Source organism: Streptomyces roseicoloratus (assembly GCF_004117935.1).
Taxonomy (GTDB): Bacteria; Actinomycetota; Actinomycetes; order Streptomycetales; family Streptomycetaceae; genus Streptomyces; species Streptomyces roseicoloratus.
The window spans coordinates 104,697-124,272 of the sequence record NZ_SDOY01000144.1 but is presented as its reverse complement, the minus strand read 5'-3'; the positions used below and the strand labels follow the sequence as shown (position 1 = coordinate 124,272).

The 19,576-nt window shown below is 69.8% G+C and carries 19 protein-coding genes and 1 riboswitch; of the genes, 11 read left to right on the top strand and 8 right to left on the bottom strand.

The features are described from left to right. Positions 1 to 91: 91 nt before the first annotated feature. Entirely contained in the window at positions 92 to 1,009 is a 918-nt protein-coding gene (locus ESG85_RS24245; RefSeq protein WP_128982702.1) for a F510_1955 family glycosylhydrolase, read from the top strand. 89 nt (positions 1,010 to 1,098) lie between these two features. On the opposite strand, the gene ESG85_RS24240 is transcribed toward ESG85_RS24245, so the two are convergent. Both ESG85_RS24240 and ESG85_RS24235 read right to left on the bottom strand, forming a co-directional pair. Beyond that, positions 1,099 to 2,385, bottom strand: a complete 1,287-nt coding sequence (locus ESG85_RS24240; RefSeq protein WP_128982700.1) for an aminotransferase class V-fold PLP-dependent enzyme — start codon at positions 2,383 to 2,385, stop codon at positions 1,099 to 1,101. 605 nt (positions 2,386 to 2,990) lie between these two features. Beyond that, complete coding sequence (locus ESG85_RS24235; protein ID WP_128982698.1) at positions 2,991 to 3,851, bottom strand: class I SAM-dependent methyltransferase; 861 nt, start codon at positions 3,849 to 3,851, stop codon at positions 2,991 to 2,993. Positions 3,852 to 3,934: 83 nt separating this feature from the next. Here ESG85_RS24235 and ESG85_RS24230 point away from each other — a divergent pair, with 83 nt between their 5' ends. Then, positions 3,935 to 4,522, top strand: coding sequence for a TetR/AcrR family transcriptional regulator (locus ESG85_RS24230; RefSeq protein ID WP_128982696.1), 588 nt, complete (start codon positions 3,935 to 3,937; stop codon positions 4,520 to 4,522). A gap of 251 nt (positions 4,523 to 4,773) precedes the next feature. After that, positions 4,774 to 5,553 carry an SGNH/GDSL hydrolase family protein gene (locus ESG85_RS24225; protein WP_128982694.1) on the top strand — a complete coding sequence of 260 codons (780 nt, stop codon included), beginning with the start codon at positions 4,774 to 4,776 and terminating at the stop codon, positions 5,551 to 5,553. Positions 5,554 to 5,740: 187 nt separating this feature from the next. Here ESG85_RS24225 and ESG85_RS24220 read toward each other — a convergent pair whose 3' ends face one another. Beyond that, positions 5,741 to 6,331: a histidine phosphatase family protein gene (locus tag ESG85_RS24220; RefSeq protein WP_128982692.1), complete on the bottom strand. Its 591-nt coding sequence runs from the start codon at positions 6,329 to 6,331 to the stop codon at positions 5,741 to 5,743. Between the two features lie 260 nt (positions 6,332 to 6,591). Here ESG85_RS24220 and ESG85_RS24215 point away from each other — a divergent pair, with 260 nt between their 5' ends. Continuing rightward, a complete protein-coding gene (locus ESG85_RS24215) occupies positions 6,592 to 7,632 on the top strand; it encodes a C40 family peptidase (RefSeq protein ID WP_128982690.1) in 1,041 nt (346 codons plus the stop codon). 59 nt (positions 7,633 to 7,691) lie between these two features. Here ESG85_RS24215 and ESG85_RS24210 read toward each other — a convergent pair whose 3' ends face one another. The 3 genes from ESG85_RS24210 to ESG85_RS24200 form a co-directional block, all read right to left on the bottom strand. Continuing rightward, positions 7,692 to 8,456, bottom strand: coding sequence for a CbtA family protein (locus tag ESG85_RS24210; RefSeq protein ID WP_128982688.1), 765 nt, complete (start codon positions 8,454 to 8,456; stop codon positions 7,692 to 7,694). A gap of 18 nt (positions 8,457 to 8,474) precedes the next feature. Continuing rightward, on the bottom strand, positions 8,475 to 8,687 hold the full coding sequence (locus ESG85_RS24205; RefSeq protein ID WP_128982686.1) for a CbtB domain-containing protein: 213 nt from the start codon (positions 8,685 to 8,687) through the stop codon (positions 8,475 to 8,477). 38 nt (positions 8,688 to 8,725) lie between these two features. Continuing rightward, positions 8,726 to 8,907: riboswitch (cobalamin riboswitch) on the bottom strand. Positions 8,908 to 8,967: 60 nt separating this feature from the next. Next, entirely contained in the window at positions 8,968 to 10,146 is a 1,179-nt protein-coding gene (locus ESG85_RS24200) for a lipid II:glycine glycyltransferase FemX (RefSeq protein ID WP_128982684.1), read from the bottom strand. Positions 10,147 to 10,292: 146 nt separating this feature from the next. On the opposite strand from ESG85_RS24200, the gene murJ reads away from it, so the two are divergent. The 7 genes from murJ to ESG85_RS24165 all read left to right on the top strand — a co-directional run bounded on the left by murJ (position 10,293) and on the right by ESG85_RS24165 (position 18,307). After that, the gene (gene murJ, locus ESG85_RS24195) at positions 10,293 to 11,996 is read left to right on the top strand and encodes a murein biosynthesis integral membrane protein MurJ (RefSeq protein ID WP_386478845.1); all 1,704 of its coding nucleotides are present in this window, start codon (positions 10,293 to 10,295) and stop codon (positions 11,994 to 11,996) included. Next, the gene (locus ESG85_RS24190) at positions 11,993 to 12,568 is read left to right on the top strand and encodes a SigE family RNA polymerase sigma factor (RefSeq protein ID WP_246095249.1); all 576 of its coding nucleotides are present in this window, start codon (positions 11,993 to 11,995) and stop codon (positions 12,566 to 12,568) included. The genes murJ and ESG85_RS24190 overlap by 4 nt, the downstream gene beginning before the upstream one ends. Then, positions 12,561 to 13,385 carry a hypothetical protein gene (locus tag ESG85_RS24185; protein WP_128982682.1) on the top strand — a complete coding sequence of 275 codons (825 nt, stop codon included), beginning with the start codon at positions 12,561 to 12,563 and terminating at the stop codon, positions 13,383 to 13,385. The genes ESG85_RS24190 and ESG85_RS24185 overlap by 8 nt, the downstream gene beginning before the upstream one ends. A 696-nt stretch (positions 13,386 to 14,081) precedes the next feature. Beyond that, the gene (locus ESG85_RS24180) at positions 14,082 to 14,483 is read left to right on the top strand and encodes a hypothetical protein (RefSeq protein WP_128982680.1); all 402 of its coding nucleotides are present in this window, start codon (positions 14,082 to 14,084) and stop codon (positions 14,481 to 14,483) included. 81 nt (positions 14,484 to 14,564) lie between these two features. Next, entirely contained in the window at positions 14,565 to 15,707 is a 1,143-nt protein-coding gene (locus tag ESG85_RS24175) for a PLP-dependent cysteine synthase family protein (RefSeq protein WP_128982678.1), read from the top strand. Next, positions 15,707 to 17,002: an MDR family MFS transporter gene (locus ESG85_RS24170; protein WP_128982676.1), complete on the top strand. Its 1,296-nt coding sequence runs from the start codon at positions 15,707 to 15,709 to the stop codon at positions 17,000 to 17,002. The genes ESG85_RS24175 and ESG85_RS24170 overlap by 1 nt, the downstream gene beginning before the upstream one ends. Before the next feature lie 78 nt (positions 17,003 to 17,080). Beyond that, positions 17,081 to 18,307, top strand: coding sequence for a DUF1015 domain-containing protein (locus ESG85_RS24165; protein ID WP_128982674.1), 1,227 nt, complete (start codon positions 17,081 to 17,083; stop codon positions 18,305 to 18,307). 64 nt (positions 18,308 to 18,371) lie between these two features. Here ESG85_RS24165 and ESG85_RS24160 read toward each other — a convergent pair whose 3' ends face one another. Both ESG85_RS24160 and ESG85_RS24155 read right to left on the bottom strand, forming a co-directional pair. Continuing rightward, a complete protein-coding gene (locus tag ESG85_RS24160) occupies positions 18,372 to 19,010 on the bottom strand; it encodes a DUF305 domain-containing protein (protein WP_128982672.1) in 639 nt (212 codons plus the stop codon). A gap of 94 nt (positions 19,011 to 19,104) precedes the next feature. Beyond that, a complete protein-coding gene (locus ESG85_RS24155) occupies positions 19,105 to 19,518 on the bottom strand; it encodes a DUF6153 family protein (protein WP_246095248.1) in 414 nt (137 codons plus the stop codon). Positions 19,519 to 19,576 lie beyond the last annotated feature (58 nt).

Below are 19,576 nucleotides of genomic sequence, written 5' to 3'. Positions count from 1 at the left end.
GCCTGGCCCGGTTGCCGGTCCTACGGGTATAGACCGTCCCGTGCTTCCGCCAGCGGCTCCCCGTACGACCGACACACGAGGTAATTCACTCATGCCTTCCTTCACGAATCCGTTCCGCCGACCGCGCACCCGCTCACTCTTCGCCGTAGGCTCCGCTGCTGCGGGTGCCCTCCTCCTTGCCGCCTGTGGTGACGGGACCACCTCCGAAGGCGCTGCTGCCGGGAGTGATGGCGTCAAGTCGGCCCCGGCCCTGCACAGCCACATTCACGGACTGGGGGTCGACCCGGAAGACGGCAGGCTCTACGTGGCCACCCACGAAGGAATCTTCACTCCGGATGGCGCTGGGAGCCCGCAGCTGGTCGGAGACAGCAAGGACGACTTCATGGGCTTCACCGTGGCCGGCGCCAAGACCTTCCTGGCCAGCGGCCACCCGGCCCCCGACAGCGATCAGCCGGCCGACCACGGGCTGATCAAGAGCACCGATGCCGGAAGGTCGTGGAAGAGTGCCTCGCTCCAGGGCGAGGCGGACTTCCACAGCCTGGACCACGCCCAAGGCGTCATCTACGGATACGACAGCACACGCGGTCTACTGCGGGTGAGCAAGGACGGCACGAGCTGGCAGAACCGTGCCCAGTTGCAGGCTCTTGATTTCGCGGTCAATCCGGCGGACCCGAGCCAGGTTGTCGCCACCACGGCGGAGGGCGTTGCGCGGAGCACGGACGGAGGTGCAACCTTCGGACCCGGCGAGGGAGCGGGGATGGAGTACCTGTCCTGGGGATCGCCGAGCGCGTTGTTCGGCGTCGACTTCACCGGCGCTCTGAGCATCAGTTCGGACGGCGGCGCCACCTGGAAGAAGACGGCGACCGTGCCCGGAGGACAGCCCCAGGCCCTGACCGCCGTCGACGAGCGGCACATCCTCGCGGCCACCCAGGACGGGATCTACGAGTCCCAGGACGCGGGGAAGACCTTCACCAAGCGTCTCAATGTGGCAAGCGGCGATCACCACTGACGTACGGCGGTGCATCGGGCCGGCCCGGCAGTCATCGGCGAGCCCAACCTGATCTCTGCCGAACGCCCCAGCGACGCCCAACACGGCTGTCAGCGGGTGATGTCAGCCACACTGTTGAGTGCGGTGTCGATCTCTGCTGGGGTGTTGATGACGGCGGTGCCGATGCGGGTGTAGGTCAAGGTGGACAGCCGCACGCGGGCGGCGGCGGCGTGGTCGACGACCTGCTGATGGGTGTGGCCTGCCACGCTGAAGCAGGTGATACCCGCTGACAGCTCCGGGTCGGCGGGAGTGTGCACGGTGACCCCGCGGATGCGGCTCAGTCCTTGTTTCGCCCGGGTCGACAGCTGTGTGATGCGGGTGGCAACGCGTGCTCGGCCCAGCTGCTCATGCAGCGCCACTGCCACGGGCAGGGCGAAGGCATGCTCGAACGCCAGAAACCCGCCGGGCGACAGGGGCGCTGCTCCCCCGCCACTGATGAAGCTCACGAACGTGGGCCGCAGCTGCTCGAGGACATCCGGCGCCACCCAGACCAGCCCCGTGCCCCTTGGACCGAAGAGCCATTTGTGCGTTCCGGCGACCACCACGTCCGCGCCCAGGCGGGCGGCATCCTCGTCGACTGCCGCCAGCCCGTGCACGCCGTCGACGACCAGCAGGCACCGGTCGGCAGGACTGCGTCCTTCATTGGCCCGGCGCACCACCTCGGCCACCGCACGCACGGGCATCCGAAGCCCCGTGCTGGACTGCACCCAGGTGATCCCCACGATTCTGGTGTTCGGGCGTAGCGCCTCGCCGACCGCCGCTGCGATGCCGTCGGCCGTCGCGGTGGCCGGATCGGCGAACCAGGAGACCAGCCGCACCCTGTTGCCATGCTTTTCGGCGGCCAACCGAGCGGCGGTGCGATGGGCGTTATGGTCGTGCTCCGTCAACAGGAACTCTTGTCCCGGACGGGTCACGACGCCGTTGTAGACGACACCCAGCCCGATACTCGTGCTCGCCGTCATCGCGATGTCGTCGGCCCGGCCTCCCAGATAGGTCGCGAGCGACTGGCGAACCCGGGGCCATCCAGTCGGACCGTCGGGCAGCGCCAACCCCGTGGGTACCGACAGAGGATTGGCATCGACCTGCGCACTCAGATGATCCACCGCATCACGTACGACCTTCGGATGCGAGGCCAGGTAGAACAACGCGAGATTCGCCCATCCCGGCTCCAGACGAAACTGCGCTCGCAAGGCGTCCCAGTCCACGCCCCCATCGGGCGTAGTGACCGGCAGTTCCTGTGGTGTGGGCACGCTTGCCACGCCGGAGCCGGGCACGAGGGCGACCGCCACCACTCCCGCAGATCTCGCCAACAGATCACGCCGACTCGTCATCGACATCCAGCACCCCTTCACACCGCGACCGGCGACGCGGTGGCGGAATAGCTGTCGGTGCCCCTCTGGTGACGAGGCTACGCGAGGTGGCCGCGGGTGCCGACAACTCCATCACCCAAACGGCCTCTGGCAGTGGAGCGATGTCATGTCAGTCAGACATCTCTTCTTCCGGGCGAATCGTTTTCACTGTCCCGAACACGGCGAGTCTCGTCGAGCGTCTGATGCCGGACGAGTTGTGGGACGTGTTCCGGCGGGACCGGCGCCTGCCCACGCCTTTGGCGTTATCGCGCCATCGCGTGTGAACGCAATCCGATTCGCTTGGCCGACCCCGCGCGTCGGGGCAGAATTCTTCTCGCGGCTTGGAACCCAGCGGCACGGGAATCAAGCTCCAACAGCTAGGACCGGGCGATCCCCCTGCCACGTAGGAAACAACGAGCGGTACCTCCCCCGGCCGCCGACGTACCTACGCTGTTCGCCCGGTCCTACAGTCCCTCGAGCTCGTATCACGCAAAGGGGGATCAACCTCTGAGCCCCGCGAGCGACGCGACGAACGCGGGGACCAAGGACCTGCCGGCCGCACAGCTGAACCCTCAGGGACGCCGGATCCTCGATCAGGCCCCGGCCGGTGTTCCGGCCTGTCGACGCGCGGTCACCAGCCATGCCGTGCTCCGAAGCGCCACCCGGCCCTCTGTTTCGTGCAGTCGCAGCACGTCTTGCAGGGCGCTTCGAGCCTGGGCCTGTACGTCGGCATCCACCTGGTCGAGCAGATGGCGACCGGGGCCGGAGTCCAGGAGGAACGCCGCAGCGTCCTCGGCGCGCTCGCCCCAGTGCCCGTACGCCGTCACGTGCTCGATGCGGATGTCCGCGAACCCGGCGGCGGAGAGAATCCCGGTGATGCGGTCGGGATCGGACAGCGAGAACATGCCCGCGCCCGGCGTGCCGAAATCGCCGACCGGAAGGATGCCGCGCAGCGACGTCATAGCCGTGATCCACTCGTTCCCCTCCGGCTCTGCCGGGCAGACGAACGCGAGGCGCCCGTGCGGCCGAAGCGCGCGGCCGAGGTTGGCGAAAGCCGCGGAGGGATCGGCGAAGAACATCACGCCGTACCGGCTGATGGCCGCGTCGAACGTATCCGGGTAAAGGGGGTGCACCTGCGCGTCACCCTGCAGGAATTCGACGTTGGCGACGCCCTCGTCGCGGGCGGTGGCCCGGGCGCGGTCGAGCATCGGCCCGGAGAGGTCCAGACCCACAGCCCGCCCGGCCGGAGCAAGGCGGGCAGCGAGGCGGGTAGTCCGGCCGGCTCCGCAGCCGATGTCGAGTACCTGGGCGTTGTGGGCGAGGCCGACGGCGTCGAGCAGCAGCTTGTTGAAGCCGTCGTTCACGGCGTCCCAGCGGTCCTGATGGGCGGCCCAGTGGCGGCCTTCCGGGCCGTTCCACGCCTGCGCCTGCCCGGTGTTGACGATGTGTTCCATGCGGCACCTCACTAGTATGGGCGAGTGCCCAAACAGTATGGGCGAGCGCCCATACTGGCAATCCACTTCCGGAAAGAGGCGGTATGTCACCCCGCGGTGTAGCGATTCCCGACGTACGCGAGCGGCTGTTCGCGGCGGCGGAAAGGGTGGTGACCCGAGACGGGCCGGGGGCGCTCACGAGCAGGGCGGTCACGAGCGAGGCCGGAGTCGCCAAGGGGGCCCTGCATGCCCATTTCTCGGGCCTGGACGAGTTCATCGGCGAACTCGTCCTGGACCGCTTCGCCAGTACGGCACGCCAAGCCGACCAGCTGCCGTCACTGGTCGGCCAGGACACGGTGAAGGCCAACCTCGTCACGGTCACGGCCGCGCTTCTGACCTCGGTGAATCCAGCGATGGTCACCCTCGCCATGACCCGCCCGGCAGCCGCACTGCACACGCGCCAGGGGCTGGAGGCAGGGGCGCCCGCTTTCTCGGCAATCCAGGACTCCGTGACCGGCTATCTCGACGCCGAGAGCCGGCTGGGCAGGATCCCGTCCGGTACTGACACCGCAACCGCAGCTCTCGCCCTGGTCGGGACCGTGCACCACCTGCTGATGACCAGCGGCCCGAGCGGGCTACCGGAGCCCCTACAGACCGCCGAGCGCCTGGTCACCCTCCTCGTTGCCACCTAGCCCGTCGCCACGCCCACACAGAACCCTGCATCGGCACACCCATGAGGGGTATCGATCACCTGCTGAGCGGCTACCGACTGACACATGACACACTGTCGACCAATTATTTGACCAAACCAAATATACGCACCAAGCTCGCGGTGATGAGGTGGCACGGTGGGCGTTCCCGCCCTGCTCGGCCCCAGCGTCCGTGCTCCTCACCCACGCGTCCACTGCTTCTGGAGCCGGGGCCTACGGGGAGGCGAGGCAAGATGTCGGAGAAGCGGAGCATGCCCGGTCGTGCTTCCATCGGCTCGTTCGTAGCCCTCGGAGACAGCTTCACGGAGGGGTTGGGCGATGAGACCTCCGACGGTGCGTGCGTGGGGTGGGCCGATCGGCTCGCCGATCTGATGGCCCGCCGATCCCCGGTGCCGTTCCGCTACGCCAATCTCGCCGTTCGGGGTCGAGTCATCGACGAGATCATCGAGGAGCAAGTGCCGCGGGTAGCGGAACTGGCCCCGGACCTGGTGAGTTTCTGCGCCGGAGGCAACGACATTTTACGGTTGGGGAGTTCCGTCGACCGCATCACGGACCGGTTCGAGGAGGCCATCACAGCGCTCAGCGCCAACGCGAACACGGTGCTGGTCTTCACCGGGTTCGACCCGCGGGACACACCCGTACTACGTCGGCTGCGTGGAAGGATCGCCACCTACACAGCTCACATCCACGCCATAGCGGATCGGCACGACTGCGCGGTAGTGGATCTGTGGTCCTTGAAGTCCATCCAGCATCCGAGCGCGTGGAGCGAGGACCGGCTGCATCTGTCGTCCGAGGGGCACAGACAGGTCGCATTGCGAGCCGCTGAGGTTCTCGGGCTGGGGCCAGCGCAGAACGCGCGCGCGTCGGACGTACCGCAGCCTCCCGTACGTCAGCAGCTCCAAGACCTCCGGTGGGCCAAGGAGCACTTCCTGCCCTGGCTCGGCCAGCACCTGCTCGGCAGGGCCGCAGCCGAGGCCCTGGAACCAAAGCGTCCCGAGCTCCTGCCCTTGTAACGAAAACCACCATGGAGCGTCGCCGATGGCTGAAGTCGTCCATCAGCTGCCGGGCGTGCGGTGAATCCACCCGTCTCCATGAGAGCGGGGCGACCGCAAGAACTCGAGGAAAGGTGACGCGCCGCCTCGCGGGACCGCTGACCGCACACGGACGGTTCCGGGAACGCCCGCCTGCGCGGAAGGAAGTTCAACCGCTGCCATCGCCACTTGTGGCGGAGGCAGCCCCCATCCGTAGGTTCCAGCGCCCGTCACGGCCCGTGAGCTGAACAACGGCCAGAGGTGGAACGTCGATGCGCCAGAACGACTGCTGCGGTGCGCCCAGTGCGGACACCAACGCCGCGCGCACCACTGCCGGTTCGACCACGGCCAGTACGCGCCCGGCATCGTCCGGGAGGCCGTCCATCCATATGGCGATCCGGCGGCAGACCTGCGCCACCGATTCACCTCCGTGCGGCGCTGCGTCCGGATCCGACATCCACGCGGCGAGCCCGGCGCCGTCCTCGGCCGCGACTTCGGCAAGCGTCCGGCCGAGCCAGTTGCCCGTGTCGATGTCGCGAAGGGCAGGTTCGACGGTGACCACGTCCCACTCCAGAACCTCGAAGGTCTGAGCACAGCGCTGCGAGGGTGCCGAGTACAGCAAGGAGGCCGTGGCTGTGAGCAGAGAAGGGGCAGCTTCCTGAACCTGCCGCAGCGCCCGTTCGTCGAGGCGCACGTCTCCGAATCGCACGTCGCGTTCCACGGGGGCGGCAGCGCACAACAGCGTGAGCCGGACGGTCAAGAGGGTTCCCCTCCCTATTCACAGAAGTCCGGTCATCGTAAGGCGCCCGTCATGTGAGGGCTTTCGCACCCGATATCCGGTGCGCCTGTGGCGTCCCTCACTGCCCGCCACAAGCATCCTCGTTGAGTCTAAGCATCTAAGGAGCTTAGTATTCGCGGAGTCTTCGCGCAGCCGGTCGCCCATCCGGGGCGGCGGCGGAGGCGCCGCCGCGCCGGCTGTACGCCCAGCACGTCGGCGGTCGAGGAAGAAGGAGCTCCGCAGTGGCCTCCCACCGCCGCCCGAAGCAGTCCAGTCCGCGCTACACCGGCGTCCTGACCGTCACCGCCGCGGCGGCCGTGGCTCTGTCCACCCAGGTGGCCTCGGCCGACCCACTGCCCGACCCCAACAAGAAGGGCGTCAAGGCGCAGGTGGACCGCCTCTACGAGGAGGCGACCCAGGCCACCGAGAAGTACAACGGAGCCAAGGAAAAGGCCGACGCCCTCAAGGAGCAGGTGGAGACCCTCCAGGACACGGCGGCCCGCAAGCAGGGTGAGCTGAACGAACTCCGCGACAAGATCGGCACGGTGGCCGCAGGCCAGTACCGTTCGGGCGGCCTCGACCCGGCCCTCCAGCTCTTCCTCTCCCAGGATCCCGACACGTACCTGGAGAAGGCAACCGCGCTGGACCGCGCCGGCGACCGGCAGGCAGCAGTACTGCAGCAGTTCCTCTCCGAGCAGCGGGTTCTCCAGCAGCAGCGGCGAGAAGCCTCCGGGAAACTGCGCGACCTCGACTCCGTACAGAAGGAACTGGGGAAGCGGAAGACGGAGATCCAGGGCAAGCTGCGCGAGGCCCAGCGCCTGCTCAACACCCTCTCGGCGAAGGAGCGGGCCCGGATCGCGGAAGCGGAGGACCGGGCCAACCGGGCAAGCGCGCGGGTCGAACTCGGCAACGAGGCGAGCGCCTCGGGGCGCGCCGCCGCGGCCTTCGCCGCCGCCAAGAGCCGCGTCGGCATGCCGTACGTCTGGGGCGCGAGCGGCCCGACCTCGTTCGACTGCTCCGGCCTCACCTCGTGGGCGTTCCGCCAGGCCGGCGTGACGATACCCCGCACCTCCCAGGCGCAGGCCGGCGTCGGGACGCGTATCAACTCCCTCAGCGCCTTGAAGCCCGGCGACCTGATCATCATGCGCAGCGACCTCAGCCACGTCGGCTTCTACGCCGGCAACGGGCAGATCCTCCACGCACCCAAGCCCGGCGCCCAGGTGCGGTACGAGTCGATCGCCCGCAGCGGCATGCCCTTCATGTGGGGCGTCCGCATCGGCTGACGCACACAGCAGAGGGGGCGCCGGTCCGAGACCGGCGCCCCCTCTCGCATGAACAGGCGTCAGGACGAGGGCGCGACCGCGCCCGGCTCCATGGCCCCGATCCGCTCGCCGGACTCGCGCGGCTGCAGCAGTCGCTCGGCCAGGATGCCGAAGACGAGACCGAATCCGGCCCACAGCGTGGCCTGGATGGCGAGCGCGGAGACGCGGAACTGCCAGACGACCGAAGCCGGGAAGTCCTTCGGCATCTCGGTGACCGCCGGCAGGAAGGCGTAGGCGAGTCCGACGGCGAGGACGAAGAACGCCCCTGCCCCGACCGACGCGTTCCAGTTGCCCAGACGGGACGCGAGCCGCTTGCCGACGATCACGGCGGAGACGGCGAGCAGCACGCTGAGCACCACCATGAGCAGGTACAGGGTGGTGCGCTGGCTGATCGTGGCCGGATCGCTGACCGCCGGTGGATTGGCGGGGTACTTGAGGAACGGCACGACGTAGAACGCGATCAGGCCGCCGAGGGACAGCAGCGCCGCGGTGGCGCGGGGTCCGAATGCGCCGATCCGGCCCAGGGCGAAGGAGTACGCCAGCGCGGCGATTCCGCCGAGGCCGACGCCGTAGACGAGGACGCCCGTCGCCAGACCGGTGGTGGATTGGGCCGCACGGCTGACCAGTTCCGCCCCCTCCTCATGGCTGTGTGCCGCCTCGTAGGCGATGCCGGCCTCGGTCGGCGGCTCGCCGAGGAAGTAGGCGACGCCCAGGGCGAGGAGGCCAGCCAGGAGACCGGCCACCATGCCGCGCGCGAGAAGCTTTCCGACAGTTGCGGAGTTCATGATGCTCGCAGCCCCGTCTCAGTGGCAGGGGAAGCCGAGCAGGTGACGGCCGTCGTGCACCCACTCGTGGACGCCTTCGCCGGCGAAGATGGCGGTGGCGCCCTGCTCGGCGCCGACGAAGAAGAGCGCGAGCAGCATCAGGGCCCCGAAGAAGACGGCCCAGGGCAGAATCGCCTTGACGGGGAGTGCGGCGGGGGTGGCGACGCTCGGCTGAGCAGCGGTCTGGGCCATGGCAGGACCTCCAGTGGGAACTCGCGTCCCGGTCGGATGGAGCTCGTACGACGAGGGCGAGTCTGACTTGCCCAGCCGCGCCGCTCAGGAGATGAGCGGCTGCCGCCGAGCACACAGTGGCGCGACCGTGCCGGATTCCCACCGGCTTCCGCCGCCCGTCGATTGACTTGTCCCGGTCAAGGTAGCCGAAGCCTCTCGAACCCACAACCAAACTTCTAAAAGACTTAGAAGGATAGATTAGGGTTCACCCATGACCGATCCACACGCCCCTGGGGTGGACTCAGCGGCGCGAGAGATACGCCTGCATGGCCCGATGCAGGGTCTTGTTCACCGCTCCTTGCAGGGGAAGCTCCCACTCACCGAGGGTCTCGACCACCTGACCTCCTGTGCCGAGCTTCCAGCGCAGCAGCCCGAACGGCCGCTCCGCGGGGTCGAGGGTGTCCGGCACACCCCGCATGTCGTAGACCGCCGCCCCCAGCGAGTGCGCGTCGCGGATCAGTCGCCACTGCAGGGCGTTGCTCGGCCTGACCTCGCGGCGGTGGTCGGCGGAGGCCCCTGTCTGGTACCAGGCACGCCGACCCGCCACGATCATGGTGTGGGCGGCGAGCACCTCGCCGTCGTGCCGTGCCAGATAGAGCCGCATGCGCCCGACCTCCTCCGCGTTGAGCGCCTCGTACTGCCGCTCGAAGTACGGAAGCGAGCGCCCCCGTCGGAACCCGTCGCGCCGCTCGGTGACCTGGAGCAGGTCGTAGAAGGCGGGCAGGTCCTCACCGGTGCCGAGGCAGGTCTCGACCCCCGCCGTGGTCGCCTTCTTGATGTTGCGCCGCCACTCCTGGTTGAGACCGGACCACAGGTCGTCCGTGCTGCGGCCGACCAGCGGAAGCTCGAAGAGGTACCGGGGCTGGGCGTCGCCCGCGCCGCCGTCGTCACCGCAGCGCCGCCATCCGGCCGCTCGCAGCCGGTCCGCCACGGCCGCCCCGACCGGCTCGACCACGTCCGGCAGCACGTCGCCCACCCGGCGCCCCGGGCCGACAGCGGCCTTGAGCGTCGCCCCGTTCCAGCGGCGGTATCCCAAAGGCGGCCCCATGCGTACCGCGAAGGCCCCGGCCGCCCGCAGGTGGTCCAGGAGCAGCTGCAGGACATCCATCAGCGCCGGGTCCGCCCAGTCGAGCACCGGACCGTCCGGGATGTACGCGAAGGAGCGCCGCGTTCCCGGCAGCTGGCGGTACAGCACCTGGGCGGCGGCGCGCTGACGGCCTGCCCCGTCGAACCAGCCGAGCCGCTCGGCCCGCCATCCGTCCTTGACCGCGCTCCAGGACGGCAGCTGGAGGAAGCTGACCTGGTCGCCCTGCGTACCTCCCGAGAGGGAGTCGAGGTAGGCCAGGTGCTGTTCAGCGGTCGTGGGCACGGTCTCCAGGGCACCGGCACGGTGGGTCATCTGCACCTCGGCGACAGCCATGTCGAAGGTCTCCTCGTTCTGGTCCTTACGCCCCCTGCGGGAGGGCGGCGGGATACCCCCGCCTGTCTCATGCACGCCCGGTGGCGCCGGAATGTGGCAGACGATTTCGCCGGCATCCAGGCAAATGGCTCGCCGGCGAGTGCGGCGTGACCGGGACGAGGCCGGCGGGAGCCGCCGGCGTCGGGAGCGCGAAGAGCGATGCGGGGAGCGGGCGCGGCAAGGCGCTGATGATGCTCGGCTCGCTCGCCTCCCGGATCACAGGCTTCGTACGGAGCGCGGTGGTCGTCGCGGCCCTGGGCACCGCGCTGCTCGCCGACGCCTACAACGTCGCCAACACGGTGCCGAACATCGTCTACATCCTGCTCATGGGCGGGGCGCTCAACTCGGTCTTCGTGCCCGAGCTGGTCCGTGCCGCCAAGGAGCACGAGGACGGCGGGGTCGCGTACACCGACCGGCTCATCACCCTCTGCCTGGTCGCACTGACCGCGATCACCGCTGTGGCCGTGCTCGCGGCGCCCTGGATCGTGACCGCGTACACGGACTACGCCGGCCCCCAGCGCGACCTCACGGTGGCCCTGGCTCGCTACTGCCTGCCGCAGATCCTCTTCTACGGCGCCTTCACCGTGCTCGGTCAGGTACTCAACGCCCGTGGCCGGCTCGGCACGATGATGTGGACCCCTGTCCTCAACAACGTGGTCGTGATCGTGGTCTTCGGCCTCTATCTGGTGGTGGCCGCGACGGCGACCGGAGCCGGCGAGGTCACTGACGGGCAGCTCCTTCTCCTCGGTCTCGGCAGTACGGCGGGAATCGCGGTGCAGGCCCTCGCCCTGCTGCCCGCCCTGCGATCCGCGGGCTTCCGGTGGCGCCCACGGTTCGACTGGCGACGTTCGGGCCTCGGCCGCCCGGTGCGCGCCGCGGTGTGGACGCTGTTGCTCGTGCTCGCGAACCAGGTCGCGTACTGGGTGGTGACCCGGCTCACCACGACGGCCGGACTGCGTGCGGACGCCGAGGGGATCACGGCGGGTGTGGGGTACACGGCATACAGCAGCGCGTACCAGCTCTGGGTCGTCCCCCAGGGGATCATCACGGTCTCCCTGGTCACCGCCCTCCTGCCCGTGATGAGCCGGGCAGCGATCGACGGGGACCCCGGCCGGGTCGGCGCGGAGCTCACCCGCTGCCTCAAGACCACAGCCGTGGCGATCGTCCCTGCCGCCGTCGTCTTCCTGCTCCTGGCACCCCGGCTCACCGGCGTCGCCTATCAGTACGGCCAGGTCACCGAGGCCGATGCACAGGCGATCGGCTGGGTCCTTGCCGCGTTCGCCCCAGGTCTCGCGGCGTTATCGGCGCAGTACGTTCTCGCTCGGGGCTTCTACGCCCTCGGCGACACTCGTACGCCCTTCTTCCTCACCCTCGTGATCGCCTGTCTCAACGCGGGCCTGTCACTGGCCGCGTACGCCCTGCTGCCCGCTCACTGGGCCGTCGCCGGCATCGCGGGGACGTACGCGTTGGCGTGCACGGCCGGTCTCGCGTGTACCGCGACGGTGCTACGACGCCGTCTGGGGCGGGGATTCGACAGCGCACTCGGTACCCACGTACGGCTCGCGGTCGCCTGCCTGCCCGGGGCCGGCGCGGCGCTCGCCGTCGACCGGCTGGCCGGCAGGGTGCTGGGCGACGGGCCACTCGCCGACGGCGGTGCCCTGCTGATCGGCGCGGGGTTCATCGGTCTGTCCGTGCTGCTGCTCGCCAGGCCGCTTGGCGTGCCGGAGGTGGATGCCCTTCTGGCACCGCTGGTGCGGCGGCTGGGGAAACGCGGCCGCCACCGTGCGGAAGGACGCGGAGGTGGCCTGTGAACGATCCCGCGCATGACCCCACCGAGCGGGACTTCGAGAGATTCTACGCGGAGAGCGTGCGGCGCATGGTCGTCGTCGTGTACGCGGTCACCGGCGACATCGGCGAGGCGGAGGACGCCGTGCAGGAGGCATACGCGCGAGCCTGGCCACGCTGGAACGAGTTGGCCGAGCAGGGAGACCCCACCCCCTGGGTGCGGACGGTCGCCCTGCGGCTGGCGGTGAGTTCGTGGCGTAGGGCCCGCAACCGCGTCAGGGCACACTTCCGGCACGGGCCGCCTGCGGACATTCCCGGTCTCGACCCGGACCACGTGGCCCTGGTCGCGGCGCTCCGGCACCTCGCCCCCGAGCAGCGCCGAGCCGTCGTCCTGCATCATCTGGTCGACCTCCCCGTGGACGAGGTGGCCCGACAGACCGGTTCGACCAGCACGGCGGTACGCTCGCGCCTCATGCGCGCCCGCCGCATCCTGAACAGCCATCTCTCCGACACCGCCGCGTCGGAGGCTCCGGCGCGCGTCCGCCCACGAGCGGTCGCGCCGTACCGGCCTCGACAGGAGGCGTATCCCCATGAATGACCACAGGCCCATGCCGCACGGCAGCGCACTGGATTCGAGGCTCCGGGAGTTCGCGGCCGAGGTCGATGCCCTCGTCGCCCCCGCCGGCGGAGTCGCGGACGTACGTCTCCGGGCTGTCCGGCGTCGTACTCGCCGCCGTACGGGGGCCACGGCCGTCGTCGCCGCCGTGGCGATCACGTCCGGCTGGTGGGTCCTCCCCCGCCCCACGGACGCGCCACTCTCGGCGCAACCCGACCCGGCAACCGGCCAACTGGTCGCGGCCGCCTCGATCCTGCCCTCGCCCAGCGCGGATCGCGGGTTGGCACCCAGGGCCCTGCTCTCACCCGCGGCTCTGCCCTGGAACGCGACGTACCGATGGCAGGCGGTCACGACCGGGGACGGGTCGACCGCGGCCCTGCCGAGCGGGGGAACCCACCCGTGCAGCCTCGTCTGGTTCTCCGGATCGAGTGCAAGGGACCAGATCGTCCGCACGTACAGCGGCCAGGGTCACGCCACTGCGCAGCACCGGATCGTCGACTTCCCCACCGAAGGCGAGGCCCGGCGGAGCATCGGCGAAGTGGCCGAGGCCCTGCGGCGGTGTGGATGGCACGGCGCCCAGACCACCGGAGAGGGCCACGGCCAGGACTTGCCGGTCGTGTACGACTACGCCTTGGCCGGCGACTCGGGAGCGCCGCTACGAGTCACGCTCGTCCAGTCGGATCACCGCGTCGCCGTGTTGGCACTGGGCGCGGGGCACAGCGCCGACCCGACGCACACCGATCCGCGCACCGAACACTGCCTGGGGTCGACGCCGGCCTCGCCACGGGGGCATTGTTGAGGCGTAAATTTATTTCTTAGTTGCTTAGTAGAGACCCTGACCGACCCCTCCAAATCAGACAATCGACCGAGCACCTGCACGACTTATTCACGCCACGTTTCGGATGGAATTCCGAACCACCCCGAAGAGATGGTTAAGATAACGGCGTGATTACAGCCCGGTCGCGCTCGCGTGCGCCGCACTCCCGCTCTTCAGCGGGGTTGCGACGTCTACTCGGCCTGGCCGCGCTCCTGTTCGGCCTGATGGTCGGGCACGGAGTGGACGTGGACGGGGCCGCGGTTGTCGCGTCGCCCGCGATGACCAGCGCTTCCCACAGCATTGATGGAAACTCCGGCGACCACGGTCCGGCGCACCCGGCACACGAATGCACGCCAAGGCCGCCGGAGGGAACACCGGCACCCAATACGCCGTGTTCCTCGCGACAGCCCGATGCGCCGTGCTCTGCCGGGCCCTGTATCCGGGCCAACACCCATGCGGTCGAGGCGCGCACAACGCCGTCGACTGCCCCGAGAGCCTCAACAGTCCTTCAGGTGTAGAACGCCCCGCCGCTCACACTCCCTGCTGCCCCCGCGCGACCGCGCCCCCGGGCGGCGAGCCGAGCAGCGCGTTCTGCCCCCCATGCCCCTGATCTCTCGCGGGTACCGCTCCCTCCTGTCGCATAGGGACCGAGACGGTACGGCCCCGCCCGGAGGAACTGTGCCTCGCCATCCCAACACGCCCTTAATCGCCACCGTAGTCGGCGCTCTGCTGCTGTCGGCATTCCTCTGCTTCACGCCTCTCGGCGAAGCCGGGCACCACCACTCCGTAGACAGCGGCGCCGTCACCACCACGGCACTCAGCCTCGATGCCGAGCGGACGGAAGACCGGCCCCCGCAGCAGCGGCACCACAACCACGGCGCCGACTGCGCTTCGCCGGGCCTCGCATCCCACACCCACCTCGCGACGCGGCACGTGCCCGATGTCATCGCGCTCGCTGCGCCCTTCGGCGACATCCCGACCGCGCCAGCCACCCAGGTCCGGAACCCGCCCGGCGACCGAGTGCCGATAGCCCGGTCAGGCCGCTCGACGCAGATCCGCGTCTGCCGGTGGCGCATCTAGACCGTTCGGCTCCCGGCCGTGCATGACGTGGCCGTCTCCCGAACGAGTACTTGACGCGCACCACCGAAATGAGAGCGGAACATGCACTCCTCGACCACCGACGTCACACCCCCCACCCGCTCCGCCCTGTCCGGGCTGGTAGGCAACACTCCTCTCCTCCACGTCTCGGAGCCGCTCGCCCCGGCGGGCCGCGGCTTCTGGGCCAAGCTGGAGGGCTTCAACCCCGGCGGCATCAAGGACCGCCCGGGTCTCCACATGGTCGAGCGGGCCCGCGCCCGTGGCGACCTGCGCCCCGGCGCACGGATCATCGAGTCCACCAGTGGCACTCTCGGACTCGGCCTCGCCCTCGCCGGCATGGTCTACGGACACCCCGTCACCCTGGTCACCGACCCGGGCCTGGAGATGTCCATGACGCGACTGCTGACCGCGTACGGAGCCCAGGTCAACGTGGTCTCCGAACCGCACCCCACCGGCGGCTGGCAGCAGGCCCGCCGGGACCGGGTCACCCAGCTCCTCGCACAGCACCCCGGATCCTGGTGCCCGGACCAGTACAACAACCCGGACAACACCACCGCGTACACCCCGCTCGCCCTCGAACTCGCCACCGAGCTCGGCCACATCGACGTCCTGGTGTGCAGCGTAGGCACCGGCGGACACTCGGCGGGCGTTTCCCGTGTCCTGCGCCAGCTCTACCCGGACCTGACCCTGGTCGGCGTCGACACCATCGGCTCCACGATCTTCGGCCAGCCGGCCCGCACCCGGCTCATGCGCGGGCTCGGATCGAGCATCTACCCGCGCAACGTCGCGTACGAACAGTTCAGCGAGGTCCATTGGGTGGCGCCGAGCGAGGCGGTGTGGAGCTGCCGTCAGCTCGCCACCTCCCACTACGCGACCGGCGGTTGGAGCGTCGGCGCGGTCGCACTGGTCGCGGGCTGGCTCGCCCGCTCCCTGCCCAAGGAGACGCGGATCGCCGCGATCTTCCCCGACGGCCCGCAGCGCTATCTCGGCACCGTGTACGACGACGACTACTGCGCCGCCCACGGCTTGCTCGACGGCCCGCCCGCGATCGAGCCGGACGTCATCGGCCGTCTGGACGAGAAGGAGGTCACCCGCTGGACCCGCTGCGCCACCGTGGTCGACCCCCTCACGCTCACCGATGAGGACTCGGCCGCCGACGACGTCGCCGACGACGAGCTCACGGACGCTGCGGAGGAGCGGGCCTGATGAAGGGCACTCTCTCCCAGTTCCGTTCGTACGAACGCAGCGTTCGACTGCTGATGGTGAATCAGTTCACCATCAACCTCGGCTTCTACATGCTGATGCCGTACCTCGCCGCCCACCTGGCCGGTCCCCTCGGGCTCGCCGGCTGGCTGGTCGGACTCATCCTCGGTGTCCGCAACTTCAGCCAGCAGGGCATGTTCCTGGTCGGCGGCACGCTCGCGGACCGGCTCGGCTACAAGCCGATGATCATCGCCGGTCTCGTCCTGCGCACCGTCGGCTTCGCGACCCTGGGCCTGGTGGACTCCGTGCCCGCGCTGATCGCCGCCTCCGCGGCGACCGGCCTGGCCGGCGCGCTGTTCAACCCGGCCACCCGCGCCTACCTCGCCGCCGATTCGGGTGAGCGCAGGGTGGAGGCGTTCGCCCTGTTCAACGTCTTCTACCAGGCGGGCATCCTGCTCGGGCCGCTCGTGGGCATGGTGCTGACCGGGGTCGACTTCCGCATCACGTGCCTGGTCGCGGCGGGCACCTTCGCCGTCCTGAGCGTGGTGCAGATCCGCGCCCTCCCGGCGCGCCGGGCCAAGGAGACGAAGGGGAAGGAGGGGCAGAGCGTGCTGGCCGAGTGGCGCGGCATTCTCGCCAACCGCCCGTTCCTGCTCTTCTCCGTGGCCATGATCGGCTCGTACGTCATGTCCTTCCAGGTCTACCTGGCGCTTCCCCTGGAAGTCCGACGTCTCGGCGGCGAGGGCACGTTCGGCACGGCAGCCGTGGCTGTCCTGTTCGCCGTGTCCGGGCTGAGTACGATCCTCCTCCAGACGAAGGTGACCGCCTGGTGCAAGGCCCGCATGGAGCCGGGACGGGCTCTCACCTGGGGTCTGCTCACCATGGGCGTGGCCTTCGTGCCCCTGCTCATCGCCTCGGCGGTTCCCGTACCGGGCGAAGGCATCGGCCTGTGGCTGCTGGCCTCCGTACCGCCGACACTCGCCGCGCTGCTCCTGGCCATGGGCACGATGATCGCGTATCCCTTCGAGATGGACACGATCGTCCGACTCTCGGGCGACCGCCTCGTTGCCACGCACTACGGCCTCTACAACACCGTCTGCGGAATCGGCATCACCGTGGGGAACCTGCTGACCGGAGCGGCTCTCGACGCCGCCCGGAAGGCCGGCCTGTCCGCGCTCCCCTGGCTAGCGCTCACCGCGCTCGGCCTGGCATGCACCGCCGCCCTGTACGGGCTGCACCGCACGGGCCGACTCGCCGAGCCCCAGGCCGAGGCCCGCCCGGAGCCTGCGACCGTCTGACCTGACACCCGCGGCAGGGGGCGGGCGCCCACAAAGCGCCCGCCCCCGTACCGCCGTGCCCACATTCGGGAGTGAACCTTGACGACCGTCCCGTCGCGGAAGGCACGCACCACCGTGCGGCTCCTTCCGTTCCGCGCCGTCCGATACGACTCGGCGCAGGCCGGCCAGCTGTCCGCCGTGCTCAGTCCCCCGCACGACGACATGAGCCCCGCCCACGCCCGGGCCCAGCGCGCCCGGCCCCACCACATAGCCCGACTGCTGTACGCCACCAATCCCCAGGACGCGGCTGGTCAACTCGAACGCTGGCTGGACCGCGGAATCCTGCGCCCCGACCCCGAGCCCTCCCTCTACGTCTACGAGCAACGACTCGGTCCTCGCCTCCTCCAGCGCGGCCTGATCGGCGAGCTCAGCATCGCCGGCCCCCATGCCGGTTCCGTCATCCCCCACGAGGACGTACAGGAACACGTCGTACGGCAGCGCGCCGCCCACATGTCCGGCCTGCGGGCCCAGTTGGAGCCGCTGCTGCTCACCCACCGCTCCACCGAGGGGACCGGCCGCCGCCTGGCGGAGTGGGTCGCCGAACACCCTCGCATCGCCGGCGCCCAGCTGGGTGGCGTCACGCACTACCTATGGCGATGCACCGACCCCGCCGATCAGGACCTCCTCACCTCCGAGCTCGGTGGAACGCGGGTCCCGCTCGTCGCCGACGGCCACCACCGCCTCGCAGCCGCCCAACGGCTCAGCCGCCGACGTGACGCCCTCCCCTGGCAACGCAGCCTGGCGCTGCTCGTCGACTCGGCCACCACCCCGCTTCGGCTGAGGGCGATCCACCGGGTCCTGCCGGGTCTGGACGCGGAGAAGGCCGCGCGTGCGTCATCGGGCGTCGCCCGCGTCCGGCCGCTTCGGGACGGGCCTCGGCTCCCCCGGCCCGGCGAACTGGTGCTCGCCGGAGATGGAAGTGCCTGGAGCGTGACGGAACCGCAGGCATCGGCCCTGTCCGAAGCGCTGGCCGGACTGCCGACCCAATGGCACGATCAGCCCGCAGCCGTCACCGACCGTCTCCTCATCGCGAGCTGCTGGTCCATACCCGACCTCCCCGGCGCCGTCGTCCACATGCATGACGCCGGCCGGGCCGTCGCAGCCGTGACCTCCCAGGGCACGGGCACCGCCGTGCTCCTGCCGACTCCCACCGAAGACGGGATACGAGACCTCGCTGAGCAGGGCGTTCTGCTGCCCCGCAAGTCCACCTCGTTCGGCCCGAAACCTGCCGCCGGGCTCGTGATGCGGATCCTGCCGCGCACCTAGGCACAGCAGCGGGGCACGGCCGGTGCCTACCTGCCGTGCCCCGCACACACGGACCGAGCTGCGGTCAGCTCTCGCCGAGCATCTTGTTCATCTGCTCGATCTCTGCCGTCTGGGCCTTGATCACCTCATCGGCCAGCTTGAGGGCGGGGCCGTACTTGCCCTCCGCCTTCTCCGTCGTGGCCATCTCGATGGCGCCCTCGTGATGCTTGATCATCATCTCGGCGAACATCTTGTCGAACTCGGCGCCCTTGGCCTGCATGAGCTCGTCCATGTCCGCCTTGCTCATCATGCCGGGCATGCCGTTCGCCATGTCGTGGCCCATGCCGGACATGTCGGCGGGGACCTCCTCGCCCCACGACGTGAGCCAACCGGACATGGTCTTGATCTCAGGGTCCTGGGCGCCCTTGATCTTCGCGGCCAGCTCCTTCGTCTCCGCGGACGAGGCCCGCGTCGGCGCCAGGTCGGCCATCTCCACGGCCTGGCGGTGGTGCTGGATCATCTCCTTGGCGAAGGAGACGTCCGCCGCGTTGTGGTCACCGGTCTGCGCCGGCGCGCTCGTGGCGGGCGCGGAGGACTCGGTTCCCATGGAGCCCATGTCGTGGCCGCTGGAGCCGTTGCCGCCGCAGGCGGCGAGCACCAGGGCGGCGACGCCGGTGGCGGCGACGAGGGCGGTACGACGGATCAGCTTGCGGTGCGTGTTCATGCGTGACTCCTGCGTTTGTTCTGGAAGGTAAGCCGGTAGGCGCCCGCCATGCCCGTTGGACGGGCCACATGGCGTACGGCGCCGCAGGCGCTTCCTAGATCCGCAGGAGTTGGAGTTCGTACAGGGATGGTGGGGCACGGCCTCGCTCGGCAGCGACCGTCTGCGTACTGACGAGCCCGTCGGCGGTCACAACCGGGCCGACGAGGCTCGGCCCAAGCGCGGGGAGAACGACGGGGCCCGCTACCCCGGCTGAGGCACATGTCGGATCGGCGTGCTCACCGCTCCCGCCGTGTCCTGAGCAATCGTGATCGCAGTGCCCCTCGCGATCGGCCTCGACGAACGTCGACGCGACGGCGGTGACGGAAGCCGTGGCGCCGCTCGCCTGCGCCGTCATCGGCCCAGGCCCCATGGCATGCATGCCCAGCAGCCCGACGAGCACGGCCACCACGAGAAGCCCCTTGAGGCGCAGCGCCCGCTGCGCCTCAAGGGGCTTCTCGAACATGGCCATGAGCCCATCCTAGGCACCGCATGTCCGTCGAGCGCGGAACCCCACGTGTACGCCCGTC